Here is a 13494-nt window from a genome sequence, read left to right on the forward strand (position 1 = left end):
GCACCGTCGACGGGACGATCTTAGGCGTGTCCGACCCTCAGGCGGCGTCGACGGCCTTCGAACGCTCGATGTTGACCACGATGTCGTTGTCGTCGCGGGTCATCCAGTTCGGCAGCGACAGCTTCGCGATCTTCATCCACGTGGAGCCGAGCTGCTTGCGGAGCGGACCGGTGTTGTACGGCAGACCGTACTTCTCGCAGATCGCGCGGACCTCGACCGCCATCTCCGGGTAGCGGTTGGCCGGGACGTCGGGGAACAGGTGGTGCTCGATCTGGTGGGAGAGGTTGCCGCTCATGATGTGGAAGAGCCGGCCGCCGGTGATGTTGGCCGACCCGAGCATCTGCCGCACGTACCACTGGCCCTTGGTCTCGTCGACGCATTCCTCAGCGGTGAAGGTCTGAGCGCCGGTGGGGAAGTGACCGCAGAAGATGATCGAGTACGCCCAGATGTTGCGGACCAGGTTGGCGCCGGCGTTGCCGACCAGGGTGGAGACGAAGAACGGTCCGGTGAGCGCGGGCCAGAGAATGTAGTCCTTGGCGACCTGCTTGCGTGCCTTGCGCCACATTCCGCCCAGCAGCCCCTTGACGTCGCTCCACTTGCGTTTGCCCTGGATGACGTTCTCGGCCTCGAGATCGTGGAGCATCACACCCCACTCGAACAGCACCATCAGCGCGGTGGCGTAGGCGAGGTTCCCGAGGAAGTACGGGTGCCACTTCTGGTCGCGTGCCATGCGGAGGATTCCGTAGCCGATGTCGCGGTCCTCGCCGAGCACATTGGTGAAGGTGTGGTGCAGGTAGTTGTGGCTGTGCTTCCACTGGTCACCGGGGCAGACGTTGTCCCAGTCGAATTCGCGCGAGTTGTAGGTGTCCTCCCGCATCCAGTCGTACTGGCCGTGCATCACGTTGTGGCCGATCTCCATGTTGTCCAGGATCTTCGCGATCCCGAGCGACGCGACGCCGGCGAGCCATACCGGCGGAAGGAACGGAACGAACATCGCCGCGCGGCCGGCGAACTCGAGCTTCCGCTGCGCGCGAATGATCGAGTAGATGTACTCGCGGTCGGACTCGCCGAGGTCGGCCACGATACGTGCGCGGAGTTCGTCGAGCTCCCGGCCCAACTGCTCCACCTGCTCGTAGCTGAGGTCGACTCGGGTGCCCGCCGCCGGGGCGGTCTCGGTGCGGAAGTAGTCGCTGATATTGATGGCCATTGCTGCTAAACCTCGATTTCCACGTCGCCGACGGGGGCGTTGACACAGATCTGGATGTGCTGATCGGGCTCGGAGTCGAGCTCTCCGGTCAGGATGTTTCGGGTGCACCCGGTCTTGCGGACCTTGGTGCAGGAGAAGCAGATGCCCATGCGGCATCCGTATTCGGGACGCAGCCCGGCCGCTTCGGCCTGTTCGAGCAGCGTGCGACCGTCGTTCGGTGTGGTGACGTCCGACGCGGTGTAAGTGACGTCGCCGGTGATCGGCTGGTCGGGGTCGAGCACCGGCGAGGTGTCGACGGTGAATGCTTCGGTGTGCAGTCGGTCGGCCAGGTCGCGCCGGTCCGCGTACTCGCGAACCGCGTTCATCAGGGCCGGGGGTCCGCACAGGAACACCTGTGCACCGTCGACGTCGGCGACGCCGTCCAAGTGGTCGTCGTGGAAGTGCTCGGGAGTATCCGTGCGGGTGTAGTGAAGTCGCACGTCAACGTGGTTCAGGGTGCGATCGAGCGCGTCGAGTTCCGCGCGGTAGGGAACGTCCTCCGGTGTGCGCGCATAGTGCACGAAGGTGACCGGGCGGTCGTGTCCTTCGACAATCAGTGTGCGCAGCATTGAGAGGACAGGTGTAATCCCGCTGCCGCCGCTGACGAGCACGGTCCGGTCGGGGCGGACGTCGGGGAGGACGAACTCTCCGGTGGCCGAACTCAGGGTGAGGACCGTCCCGGGGCGGGTCTGCTCGCGCAGGTAGCGGGAGATGAAGCCGCCGGAGTGCGCGGTCACGGTCAACTCGATCTCCGAGGCCTTCTGCTCGGCGTTGGCCGGGGAGAAGAACCGACGGTGGCGGACGCCGTCGACTACGACGCTGACCTCGATGTACTGCCCTGCGCGATGGCCTGACCACTGGCGGGTGGGGCGCAGGGTGAGGGTGACCGATCGGTCGGTCTGCAGGCGGACGTCGGTGACCTTGGCGCGTGTGTCGCGCCAGGTGATCATCGGATCGATCAGTTCCAGGTAACGATCGACGGGGTACGGGGTGGCGGTCGCCTCGACAATCGTCTCGACGAGGCGGGCGATCTTGCTGGCCATCGTTCCTCCTTTGAGGATCGTCGTTCACTTTCAGTGAACGTCTGTACACAAACGAGCATGACATATGACCGCGCCGGGGTGTCAAGGCATTGCCGGTGTGTCTGCCGTCACGTGCGCTCGCCCACCGCGGGACCGGGCGCCGATCCCGACCGCCTAGACTCGGGTTTGTGACTTCCTCTCCCGACTCACCAGGCACGACGCCGCGCAAGGTGCGCGCGAAGCGGTCGCGGCCGGGGTCCGGGGGCAGTCGTGCGGAGAAGAAGGAGCAGACCAGGCAGGCGCTGCTCGACACCACGATCGACTTGGTGGACGACCGTTCTTTCGGAAGCATCAGCCTGCGCGAGGTGGCGCGCGGGGCGGGCATCGTCCCCACCGCGTTCTATCGGCATTTCGCGTCGATGGAAGACCTCGGCGTGACACTCGTCGAAGACGCCATGCGGGTGCTGCGCGGCGCCTTGCGGGAGGCGAGACGGGATCTGGCCGGGCGAGGCATGCCGACCGCGCGCGAGTCGCTGTCGACCCTGCTGAAGAAGGTCCACGGCGACGAGGCGCAGTTCCGCTTCCTGGTGCGTGAACGCCACGGCGGCGTCGCCGAGGTGCGCCGGGCGATCGCGACCGAGCTGCGCTTGTTCTCGCGTGAACTGGCGATCGACCTGGCCCGTGTTCCCGCGCTCGCCGATTGGGGCGTGGACGATCTCGAAGTCGCCGCCGATCTGATCGTCACGATCATGATGACCACGGTGGCCGAGCTTCTCGACGGCGACGGCCGGGAGTCCACCGAGCGCGCGCTGGTCGAACGCGCCGAGAAACAACTGGTGATGGTCTTCCTCGGCATGTCGGCGTGGAGGCCCTCTCACTGAGATCCGGACCTTCCCGGCACGCCCTGTCGGAGGGATGAGGAAGGATGGTCCGCATGGCACAACAGGGTTCTCGGGTCGGCACGCAGTTCGGGCCCTACCGGCTCGACGCTCTTCTCGGGTACGGCGGCATGGGCGAGGTGTACCGGGCGTACGACACGGTGCGTGACCGCGAGGTGGCGGTGAAGCTGCTGCACGAGCGTTTCGCGGGCGACGAGACGTACGAGGAGCGCTTCCGGCGTGAGGCGCAGGCCGTCGCACGGCTCGGCGAGCCGCACATCATTCCGATTCACGACTACGGTGCCATCGACGGCGTCCTCTACCTGGACATGCGGCTCGTCGACGGCGAGGATCTGCGGTCACGGCTGCGTCGGACCGGCCCGATGGCGCCCGCCGACGCGGTGGGGCTGATCTCGCAGATCGCCGAGGCGCTCGACGCCGCTCACTCGGTCGGACTGGTGCACCGCGATGTGAAGCCGGAGAACATCCTCGTCACGGCCACCGACTTCGCCTACCTCGTCGACTTCGGCATCGCGCATCAGGCGGCGGACACGCGGCTCACTCAGGCCGGGACCGCGATCGGATCGCTCGCGTACATGGCGCCGGAGCAACTCGACGGTGTTCCGTCCGGTGCGATGTCGGATGTGTACTCGCTCGCCGCGGTGCTCTTCGAGACACTCACCGGCAAGCCGCCGTTCCCGGGGGCCACGGTCAGCCAGATCGTGCGGGCCACCGTGATGAACGAGGTGCCCTCGCCCCGGCAGTCGGCGCCTTCGGTGTCGCCGCAGCTCGACGCCGTGGTGGTTCGGGGTCTGGCGAAGGATCCCGCAGCGCGATTCGGTTCGGCGGGACAGATGGCCGCGGCCGCTCGGGCCGCGCTCGAGGGGCATTGGCCGGACAGTGCGTCCGCGCCGACCACGTCCGTGCAGACGGGTCCTCGAGCCTACGATCCGACGGTCCTCGGGGCCCGCCCGCAGACGGCGCCGCTGCCGGAATCGCAGGCCTACCCGGAGCCCCAGTTCTCCCAGCCCCAGTTCGCGCAGCCCCAGTTCTCCCAACCCCAGCAGTACTATCCGCCGCAGCCGAACGGCGACGGTCGCGCGCTGCCCGTCGTGCTCGGGGCGCTGATCGGTCTGCTGGTGCTGGCGTTGATCGGTCTGGGTGTCTACTGGTTCGGTTTCCGTGACTCCGGCGGCGCCGGCACGACCGCGACACCGTCGTCGACCACCATCACCACCACCGTGCCGCCGACCACTGTCGCGGCCACCCCTCCGCCGGGTACCACGAACTGCGATTCGGAGGTGGGCGTCGCCTCGAGCGTCACCAGCTGTGAGTTCGCGTTCAACGTGAAGTCGGCCTATCTCGCGGCCGGGCCGAAGGGACAGGCTCGCACCGTGGTGGCGGACAGCCCGGTGACCGGTCGCAGCTACACGATGTCGTGCAATCCAGAGGATGGAGTAGTGGTGTGCCGCGGAGGCAACAACGCAGTGGTGGTGATCTTCTGACTCGGCGGATCACGGTGACGAGGCGGACCGCGGTACGCCGGGCGGCCGCGGTGGCGGCTGCGGTGGCGTGCCTGGTCCCGACCGCGGCGTGCGGGACGTCCGACGGCGACGGACACGCGGTGGCCACCGTCGTGGTGACCGAGACCGCGGGCTCACCGGTTGCGTCGTCCGACCCGGTCGGCCCGGCGTCGCGCACCGAGGCGGCGACGACCGATGCGGCGTTGACCGCGAGCTTCGACGCGATGGCCAAGACGCTGGCCGCTCCCGTGGGGCTCGCTCTCGTTCCGGTCGGCGGCGGTGCGGCGATGACCTTCGGTGACCAGTCACCGCAGGTCGCGTGGTCGACGATCAAGGTGCCTCTGGCTGTTGCCGCGCAGCGGAAGAACGGGCCGAGTGACGCCGAGACGGCCGCGATCGTGGCCTCCGACAACGCCGCCGCTGAATCCCTGTGGGCGTCGCTGGGGTCGCCGGCGGAGGCCGCGGCGGCCGTGACGCGCGTACTGCGCGAAGGGGGCGACGAACACACCACGGTGCCCTCGCGCCGGTTGCGCCCGGAGTTCACGGTCTTCGGGCAGACCACGTGGCGTCTGGCGGATGCGGCGGTGTTCTCGGCGCATCTGCCGTGCCTGCCCGACACCGGGCGGATCGTCTCGTTGATGCGGAACGTCGCCGGTAACCAGCAATGGGGGCTCGAGTCCGTACCGGGCCGCCAGACCGCGGTGAAGGGCGGCTGGGGACCGAGTGTCTCCGGCGGCTACCTGGTCCGCCAGATCGGTCTGCTCACGCTGCGCGACGGCCGGCAGGTCGGGGTCGCGATGAGCACCCAGACGTCGGCGGGATCGATGGAGCCCGGAACCCAGGTGCTCGACGGTGTCGCCCAGTGGCTCTCGAAGCACCTCGGGGCGCTGCCCGGTGGACGGTGCCCCTCGTGACTTCCGCCGTCTGACACCGCCGCCCCGGTAACACGTCCGCAACGCTGCGATTGCGTCTGCGGTACGACGCTGTCGGTGGCGATTGCCCTGCACTAATGTGACTGAAGTTGTCAATGTTGCAAGAGGTGCTTGTGTTGCGAATGGTTCGATGGTGTGCGGCAGTCTGCGCGGCGGTTGCGGTGACGGCCGCGGGTAGCGGGGTGGCGCAGGCCGCACCGCCGCTGCCGTTGCCGAATGTGCTTCCGCCGTTGCCCGCGATTCCGGGGATTCCGAGTCCGCCGCCGCCGGTCGACCTGGGTAAGAGCTTCGACAAGCTCAGCAAGAGCATCGTCAAGGCGAATCCTGGGCGCGTGGGTCTCGCCGTCACCGCGACGGGAACCGGTGAGCCGCTGTTCTTCGGAACGGTGCGGACGGCGCGGGCGTGGTCGACGCTGAAGGCGCCGGTTGCGGTGGCCGCGGAACGGGCCCACGTCGCCGGCCTCGAGCCGATGGAGACCAAGTCGATCCGAGACTCGGATAACGCTTCGGCCGAGGCGATCTGGGACTCACTCGGCTCGACGCGACAGGCGATCGACGCCGTCAGTGCGGTCTTGCGCGAGGGCGGTGACTCTCGGACGCGGATCTCGTCCGAGCTGAGCCGCCCCGCGAGCTATCCCGGCGCCACCCAGTGGGCGACCACCGATCAATCGGTGTTCGCGGCGAATCTGCCCTGCCTGGCCGGATCAGATCCGCTCCTCGCCTATATGAGTTCGGTGGGACCGAATCAGCGGTGGGGGCTGGCGAACGGGAAGAAGGGCGTTCAGACGGCAGTGAAGGGCGGCTGGGGCCCGGTGTCGGACGCGACCGGCAAGTACGTCGTGCGGCAACTCGCGGTCGCGACCACGCCTCGTGGCCGGGTCGGCGTGAGCCTGGTGGCCGTCCCCGCGAGCGGACGTTTCGAGGACGGTGCCGCCATGCTGACTCGCCTGGGCGACTGGGTGCAGCGAAACCTGAAGAACATGCCGGCCGGGCAGTGCCCGCCGGCTGCGAATCCGGTGCGCTGAACCCGGCTGCGTCCCCGGCGTGTCCCCGGGCGGCTCAGCGACCGAACGAACTCAAGAGAATCGCCTCAGTGAGGGCCGTGCGACGGATCTCGCCGGGGTCGACGCTCTCGTTGGGAGCGTGGATCGCACACATCGGTTCCTCGACTCCGAGCAGCGCGATCTCTGCGCGCGGCACCGTTTCGGCGAGCACCGTGCACAGCGGAATCGATCCGCCCTGACCGGAGAACTGCACCGGCAGACCGTCGTACGCGGTCGACATCGCATCGATGAGTTGCCGGTAGCCCGGACCGGTCGGATCGGCGGAGAACGGACCCCCGAAGGCGTCCGGTTCGAACTCCACGCGCACACCCCACGGGATGTGCTTGCGCAGATGAGCGACGAGCAACTCGTACGACTCCCGCGGATCGGTGCCGGGCGGCACGCGCAGGTTGAGCATCGCCGCGGCGGTCGGCATGATCGCCGCAGCGCACTCGTCCGTGCTCGGAGCGTCGAGCCCGATCACGGTGACCGCGGGGCGGGCCCACGCCATGTCGGCAGGCGTGCCGCTGCCGAGGACCTCGGTGCCGGGCAGTGCGCCGACGGTCTCCTGGAACTGCTCGGGAGTGAATGCGAAGCCCTCCCACTTCTGGTCGCTGCGCAGACCGTCGATCGTGGTGTCGCCCGCAGCGTTGCGCAGCGACGCGAGTCCGGCGACGAGCGCCGCCATCGCGTCGGGCGCGGGGCCGCCCGCAGCTCCGGAGTGGACGCCGTTCTCCAGGGCGGAGACGGTCACCTTCACGTTCACGACGCCGCGCAGGCTGGTGGTGAGGGTCGGGACACCGACAGCGATGTTCCCGGTGTCGCCGATCAGAATCAGGTCGGCGTCGAACAGGTCCGGGCGGGTGCGGACGAGTTCATCGAGTCCCTCGCCCCCGGCCTCCTCCGAGCCCTCGATGATCAACCGCACGTTGCACGCGGCCCCGTCGCCGAGGGCGCGCAGCGCGGTGAGGTGAGCCACCACGTTTCCCTTGCAATCGGCGCTGCCGCGCCCGTACCACCGTCCACCGTCCTCGACGAGTTCGAAAGGCTTTGTCCGCCACAAGGATTCATCGCCCGCGGGCTGGACGTCGTGATGGCTGTAGAGGGCTACCGTGGGACTGCCTGCGGGGCCGGCGCGATGACCGACGATGGCGGGCGAGCCGTCGGAGGTCACAATGACCTCGGTGTCGAAGCCGAGCTCGGAGAAAGCCCGCGCCACCCATTCGGCGCTGGCCCGGCTCGCATCGGCGCGAGCGGGATCGATGTGGATCGAGGGGAACGCGACCAGTTGCGCCAGGTCGGCGCGAGCGCGATCCATCAGGTCGTCGACGCGGGAGGCCAGAGTTTCCGGGGTGAGGTCCACGAGGCTCATGTCCTCCAGGATGGCACGCGGGCCGTTCTCACGCCGGACGAGCCGCGTCGAAGCTCGCGTGCATCTCCCAGTACAGGATCTCGGCGTCGGTGCTCGCTTCCAGCGTGACCTCGCCGCCGTCGGTGAACCGCACGGCGTCGCCTTCGGCGATCGGGGCCCGGGGGAGCTCGCGGCTGCTCGTGGAGACCTCGCCGCGCACGACGAACAGGTGGGCGAACGGGGCGGCCGGCAGGGTGATCGCCCGTCCCGGACGCGGGCGCGCGACGTGCAGGGCGGCGTACCTGTTGGCGATCGTCAACGCGTCGGATCCGGCGTGCTGCGGTCGTCCGGACGCCACGACCACCGGGTCGCCCGCGGCAAGCCGGGAGCCGAAGTCGCGGTAGCCGTGGTCGGGTTCCAGTTCAGCGGCATGCGGTGGCACCCACATCTGGATCACCCGCAGGCGTCGCCCCGACGCGCGCGAGGCGGCGTTGCGCTCGGAGTGGGTGATGCCCCGCCCGGCCGTCATGGCTCCGGCCTGACCCGCTTCGAGAGTGACCGTGTGACCGTGCGAATCCCGATGGATGAGCGAGCCTTCGACCACCCAGGTCACGATCTCCATGTTCTGGTGATGATGGGCGTCGAGCCCTTCGCCGGGATCCACGACGTCGTCGTTGTGCATCGCGAGCACGCCGTGTGCGTTCGCGAAGATGTCGAAGTTGCCCGTTCCCGGGAACGACTGCCGGGAGCTGAGCCATTCGTTGGACCAGAAATGGCGATCGGCGGCGGGGATCACGGTGACAGTCATCGGTTCTCATTTCGGTCGAGGTGGTCGGCGAGACGGCGCATCACACCGGCGAGCGCGGCGGCGTCGCCGTCGCCGATGGCATGGAAGAACAGTTCGTCGACGTCGGCCGCGTGGACGCGGGCCGCGGCCTCGAATACCGCGGCACCGTCCTCGGTGAGGACCGCATAGCTGCCGCGACGGTCTTCGGCGGCGTTCTCCCGGCGCAGCCAGCCGCGACGGCAGAGGACGTCCACCTGATACGACAGCCGCGACGCGGAGAACACCATGCGCCGACCGAGTTCGTTCATCCGCAGTCGGCGGTCGGGAGATTCGTGCAGCAGGAGCAGCACGTGATAGTCGGCCAGACACATGCCCGCGGACGATCGCAGTCGCCGGTCGAGTTCGGTCTGCAGTCGAGCGGAGTTCTCGATGAACAGTCGCCACGCCGCCCGGGCGGCTGGATCGGTCATCGTGCGACGTGCGGCATCAGGGCGTTCGGCGGAATGAGGCCGAATCGTCCGGCCCGGTAGTCCTCCATCGCCTCGATCAGTTGCTGCCGGGTGTTCATGACGAACGGTCCGTATTGGACGACGGGTTCGCGGATGGGGCGACCGCCGAGCAGCAGGACCTCCAGAGCGGGGCGGTTCGAGTCCTGAGCGGCGTCCGCTGAGACGGCGATCCGATCGCCGGCGCCGAGCACCGCGAGTTGTCCGCCCTCGATGGGGCGTTGTTCGGCGCCGACCCGACCGCGCCCGGAGAGAACATAGACGAGCGCGTTGAAGTCGGTGCGCCAGGGCACCGACAGCCGAGCCCCGGGCTGGACGGTTGCGTGGGCGAAGGTGATCGGTGTGTGGGTGGACCCGGGACCGTGGTGGCCGTCGATCTCGCCGGCGATGATGCGCACCAGTGCGCCGCCGTCCGAGGAGGCGAGCAACTCGACTTGTCCGCCCTCGAGGTTCTGGTATTGCGGGGTCAGGAACTTGTCGGCTGCGGGTAGGTTCACCCAGAGCTGGATGCCGTGGAAGGCACCGCCGGACTCGACCAGCTCCGCCGGTGGGGTCTCGATGTGAAGGATGCCCGAGCCCGCCGTCATCCACTGGGTGGCGCCGTTCTCGATCAGCCCGCCGCCACCGGTGGAATCCTGGTGCTGGAAACGGCCGTCGATCATGTAGGTGACCGTCTCGAATCCCCGATGCGGATGCCAGTCGGTGCCGCGCGGCTCGCCCGGCTCGTACTCCACCTCGCCCATCTGGTCCATGTGAACGAACGGGTCGAGGCGATGCGCGGGCACTCCGGCGAAGGCGCGGACCACCGGGAAGCCCTCGCCCTCGTAGCCGCGGGGGCCGGTGGTGATGCCGGTGACGGTGCGGTCGGTGCTGGTCGGTGTGGTCTCCGAGAGTCGAGGCAGGGTCGAGGTGTCTGCGGTGACGGCGGGCATGGCGTCCTCCTGATCGGATGAGTAGTTCAGATTTGAACGACTTCACTCATCTGAAACGCCATCGTGCCGAGATTTGTTCCATCTCCGCGAAGAACCCGTCATACTCGCAGTCATGGCTATCAATCCGATCGTCGACCGCCCGTCCCGCGGCGGAGATCGTCAGCGCCTGCGGAAGTTGGCTCAGGCCGCTCTCAACGCAGATCAGACGGTGGATCAGGTAGAGGGCATCCTCGGCGATGTCGGGCCGGTGCTCGGCTCGATGGGCAAGACGATCGACGGTCTGGACTCCACGATCGAGAAGCTCAACGTGACCCTCGACGAGCTCAACACCACCCTCTCGAAGGTCGACGAGACCGTCGGCCGGATGGCCGCCGTGGTGGTGCGATTGGAGAAGGTCGTCGGACGTGTCGAGACCATCGTCGCCGTGGCGGAACCGGCGTTCCGGCCGATCGAGATGATCGAGAACGCGGGGCACACGATCGAGGCGATGGGCCGGGGCATCGCATCGCGAATTGGTCTCAGCTGAAACACGATTCGTCCGATTGTGGCCGAGATCTCGTAGTGTCGCCCGACAAGGGGACATCGAACGAGGAGGGCCCTATGACGGAATCCGTCTCCACTCCGGCCAAATGGCTGGCTGAACTGTTCGGAACATTCTGGCTCGTATTCGGCGGCGCGGGTACCGCGGTATTCGCCGCAAAACAGGTCGCGGACGCCACCAACGACAGCGGCGACGTGATGCAGATCCAGGTCGGCGTCGGCTTCCTCGGCGTCGCACTGGCCTTCGGTCTCACGGTCGTCACCATGGCGTACGCGGTGGGTCACATCTCCGGCGGGCACTTCAACCCCGCCGTCACTCTCGGGGCCGCAGTCGGCGGGCGACTTCCGTGGCGCGACGTCCCCGGATACTGGATCTCGCAGCTCGTCGGCGGTCTGATCGCGGGTGCCGCGATATTCGGTATCGCACAGGGCAAGCCCGGCTGGGACGCGACCGGAAACATGGCGGCGAACGGCTTCGGCGATCACTCTCCCGGCGGCTACTCTCTGGCCGCGGTCGCGATCGCGGAGGTGCTGCTCACCGCCTTCTTCATCATCGTCATCCTGGGCGCCACCGACGGTCGCGCGCCGAAGGGCTTCGGCCCGTTGGCGATCGGCCTCACGCTGACCCTGATCCACTTGATCTCGATCCCGATCTCGAATACCTCGGTGAATCCCGCGCGGTCGATGGGTGTGGCGTTCTTCAACGGCGACGGCGCGCCCGGCCAGCTGTGGGCGTTCTTCGTGTTTCCGCTGATCGGCGGCCTGATCGGCGGCGTGCTGTATCCGCTGCTGTTCGAGAACGGAAAGCTCGCGGTCGGCACTCGGCGTAACGCAGAATGATGGAGTGAGATCTCAAACGCTGTCCGTGGCAGGCGTCCACGGCGTCTCGATCGTCTACGACGTCCATCGTCCCGAGTCCGGGGCGGTGGGCGTCGTCATCATCTCGCACGGTCTCGGGGAGCACGCCGGACGTTATCGGCACGTCGCGCAAAGGCTCACCGACCTCGGCTACGTGGTCGTCGCTCCCGATCATGCGGGACACGGCAGATCGGGCGGGAGACGGCTCGGGGTGACGGACTTCCGCGACTTCACCAGCGACCTGCACACGGTCATCGAGCAGACCGACCGCGGCGACGGCCCCACCTTCCTGATCGGGCACAGCATGGGCGGCGCGATCGCACTCGACTACGCGCTCGAGCATCCCGGCGTTCTGGACGGGCTGGTGCTGTCGGGGGCCGCACTCGTGCCGGGCGACGATCTCCCCGGCTTCATGGTCAGGCTGGCCCCGGTGATCGGCAGGCTGGTGCCGCGACTGCCGGCTACCGCACTGCCCGCGTCGGCGGTCAGCCGCGATCCGAATGTGGTCGCAGCGTATGAGGCCGATCCGCTGGTATGGCACGGGAAGATCCCGGCGGGTCTCGGGGGCGCCCTCATCTCGACGATGGCCACATTCCCGGATCGGTTGCCGAGTCTGACGACGCCGACGCTCGCGCTGCACGGCGGCGGCGACAGGCTCGCGAATCCGGAGGGTACCCGAATGGTCGGGAGGCTCGCCGGCGGCGACGTCACAGTGAAGATCTACGACGGACTCGCACACGAGATCTTCAACGAGCCCGAGCACGACGCCGTTCTGCGCGATGTGACCGAGTGGATCGCAGCGCACCGTCCCGAGGGCCGGACGCCGCCCGACTGACCGACGCGGGCCGCGCGAGCCGTCAGATTCCGAGACCGGCGGTCAGCCGACCGGCCAGCCGCGGTGACACGGCGGCCACGGCGCGCAGCACCAGGGCGTACCGGGGATAGAGTTCCGCGGGCCGGGTGTCGGCGGCGCGGATCAGCCAGGCCGCTGCCTCATCGCTGGTCAGAGCGGGGGCGTCGGCGTAGTCGGCGGTCGGTGCGATCATCGGAGTGCGGACGAGCGGGAAACCGGCATTGGTGACAGCCACTCCGGTGCCCCGGCACTCGGCGTCGAGCGACCGGCCGAAGGCGGCCAGCGCGGCCTTCGACGCGTGGTACGCGCTGAACTTGGGCATCGCGCCGGCACTGACACCCCAGGTGACGACGTTGATGATGTGTCCGCGCCCGGCCTCGACCATCGCGGGCAGCAGACCGAGAACGAGTTGGACCGGCCCGAAGTAGTTGAGGGCCATCGTGCGCTGGTAGTCGTGGAAGCGCTCCACCGTGTCGAGGGCTGATCGGCGGATGGAGCGCCCCGCGTTGTTGATGAGGATGTCGGGGACGCCGAACCGCGCGAGGATCTCGTCGGCGAGGCGTTTGGCGTCGTCGGGATCCGAGAGGTCCGCGGTGACCGGGAAGGCCGTGCCGCCGTCGACGGTGATGGAGTCGCATACCGCGTCGAGAGCATCGGGCCGTCGTGCGACGGTGATCACCGTGGCGCCGCGCGCTGCGAACAGCCGCGCCGCGGATTCACCGATCCCGGAGGAAGCGCCGGTGATGACGACGGTGGCGCCGTGCAGGTCGCGCTGCCGCCCACCGAGCATGTGCCGGAGTTCATCGAGGGTCTGCGGCGGATTCAACAGGGCGCTACGGACGGCGTGCAACATCGGATTCACTTGTACTGCTTGATGACTCGGAGAGCTTCCTCGGCGTCGACATTCTTGGCCACGAGCTTGCCGTTCTTGACCTTTCGGATGCTGTAACGGTCACGTTTCTTCGCGTCGGCGACGTGGAGTCCGGCCTTCTTGGCCTTCTTGTTGAGATCTTCCAGCACAGC

15 protein-coding genes are annotated in these 13494 nt (G+C 68.1%); 7 read left to right on the forward strand and 8 right to left on the reverse strand.

Going from position 1 to position 13494, the window contains the following annotated elements:
- Positions 1 to 37: 37 nt before the first annotated feature.
- Together ABFX36_RS08245 and ABFX36_RS08250 are read right to left on the reverse strand one after the other, a co-directional pair.
- On the reverse strand, positions 38 to 1207 hold the full coding sequence (locus ABFX36_RS08245; RefSeq protein WP_006897567.1) for a fatty acid desaturase family protein: 1170 nt from the start codon (positions 1205 to 1207) through the stop codon (positions 38 to 40).
- Positions 1208 to 1212: 5 nt separating this feature from the next.
- Positions 1213 to 2289, reverse strand: a complete 1077-nt coding sequence (locus tag ABFX36_RS08250) for a ferredoxin reductase (protein ID WP_062368026.1) — start codon at positions 2287 to 2289, stop codon at positions 1213 to 1215.
- Between the two features lie 167 nt (positions 2290 to 2456).
- On the opposite strand from ABFX36_RS08250, the gene ABFX36_RS08255 reads away from it, so the two are divergent.
- The 4 genes from ABFX36_RS08255 to ABFX36_RS08270 all read left to right on the forward strand — a co-directional run bounded on the left by ABFX36_RS08255 (position 2457) and on the right by ABFX36_RS08270 (position 6626).
- Positions 2457 to 3149, forward strand: a complete 693-nt coding sequence (locus tag ABFX36_RS08255; RefSeq protein ID WP_006897565.1) for a TetR family transcriptional regulator — start codon at positions 2457 to 2459, stop codon at positions 3147 to 3149.
- A gap of 44 nt (positions 3150 to 3193) precedes the next feature.
- Positions 3194 to 4651 (forward strand): serine/threonine-protein kinase, encoded by a 1458-nt coding sequence (locus tag ABFX36_RS08260; protein WP_006897564.1) that lies wholly within the window; start codon positions 3194 to 3196, stop codon positions 4649 to 4651.
- Positions 4652 to 4665: 14 nt separating this feature from the next.
- On the forward strand, positions 4666 to 5583 hold the full coding sequence (locus tag ABFX36_RS08265) for a serine hydrolase (protein WP_222111297.1): 918 nt from the start codon (positions 4666 to 4668) through the stop codon (positions 5581 to 5583).
- 179 nt (positions 5584 to 5762) lie between these two features.
- Positions 5763 to 6626, forward strand: coding sequence for a serine hydrolase (locus ABFX36_RS08270; protein WP_006897562.1), 864 nt, complete (start codon positions 5763 to 5765; stop codon positions 6624 to 6626).
- Positions 6627 to 6660: 34 nt separating this feature from the next.
- Here the strand turns inward: ABFX36_RS08270 and ABFX36_RS08275 are convergent, their stop codons facing one another.
- The 4 genes from ABFX36_RS08275 to ABFX36_RS08290 are packed head-to-tail and all read right to left on the reverse strand — an operon-like array spanning position 6661 to position 10220.
- Positions 6661 to 8016 (reverse strand): dipeptidase, encoded by a 1356-nt coding sequence (locus tag ABFX36_RS08275; RefSeq protein WP_346075869.1) that lies wholly within the window; start codon positions 8014 to 8016, stop codon positions 6661 to 6663.
- 28 nt (positions 8017 to 8044) lie between these two features.
- A complete protein-coding gene (locus ABFX36_RS08280; protein ID WP_346075871.1) occupies positions 8045 to 8803 on the reverse strand; it encodes a pirin family protein in 759 nt (252 codons plus the stop codon).
- Positions 8800 to 9252, reverse strand: a complete 453-nt coding sequence (locus ABFX36_RS08285; RefSeq protein ID WP_346075873.1) for a MarR family winged helix-turn-helix transcriptional regulator — start codon at positions 9250 to 9252, stop codon at positions 8800 to 8802. The genes ABFX36_RS08280 and ABFX36_RS08285 overlap by 4 nt, the downstream gene beginning before the upstream one ends.
- On the reverse strand, positions 9249 to 10220 hold the full coding sequence (locus ABFX36_RS08290; RefSeq protein ID WP_006897558.1) for a pirin family protein: 972 nt from the start codon (positions 10218 to 10220) through the stop codon (positions 9249 to 9251). The genes ABFX36_RS08285 and ABFX36_RS08290 overlap by 4 nt, the downstream gene beginning before the upstream one ends.
- A gap of 112 nt (positions 10221 to 10332) precedes the next feature.
- Between ABFX36_RS08290 and ABFX36_RS08295 the strand changes: the two genes are divergently transcribed.
- The 3 genes from ABFX36_RS08295 (at position 10333) to ABFX36_RS08305 (ending at position 12453) form a co-directional block, all read left to right on the forward strand.
- On the forward strand, positions 10333 to 10746 hold the full coding sequence (locus ABFX36_RS08295; protein WP_006897557.1) for a hypothetical protein: 414 nt from the start codon (positions 10333 to 10335) through the stop codon (positions 10744 to 10746).
- 74 nt (positions 10747 to 10820) lie between these two features.
- A complete protein-coding gene (gene aqpZ / locus ABFX36_RS08300) occupies positions 10821 to 11600 on the forward strand; it encodes an aquaporin Z (protein ID WP_006897555.1) in 780 nt (259 codons plus the stop codon).
- A gap of 4 nt (positions 11601 to 11604) precedes the next feature.
- Positions 11605 to 12453, forward strand: a complete 849-nt coding sequence (locus ABFX36_RS08305) for an alpha/beta hydrolase (protein WP_006897554.1) — start codon at positions 11605 to 11607, stop codon at positions 12451 to 12453.
- A gap of 22 nt (positions 12454 to 12475) precedes the next feature.
- Here the strand turns inward: ABFX36_RS08305 and ABFX36_RS08310 are convergent, their stop codons facing one another.
- Both ABFX36_RS08310 and ABFX36_RS08315 read right to left on the reverse strand, forming a co-directional pair.
- Positions 12476 to 13333 (reverse strand): SDR family NAD(P)-dependent oxidoreductase, encoded by an 858-nt coding sequence (locus ABFX36_RS08310; protein ID WP_082781352.1) that lies wholly within the window; start codon positions 13331 to 13333, stop codon positions 12476 to 12478.
- On the reverse strand, positions 13330 to 13491 hold the full coding sequence (locus tag ABFX36_RS08315) for a hypothetical protein (RefSeq protein WP_006897552.1): 162 nt from the start codon (positions 13489 to 13491) through the stop codon (positions 13330 to 13332). The genes ABFX36_RS08310 and ABFX36_RS08315 overlap by 4 nt, the downstream gene beginning before the upstream one ends.
- Positions 13492 to 13494 lie beyond the last annotated feature (3 nt).

Source organism: Gordonia cholesterolivorans (assembly GCF_039531975.1).
GTDB lineage: Bacteria > Actinomycetota > Actinomycetes > Mycobacteriales > Mycobacteriaceae > Gordonia > Gordonia sihwensis.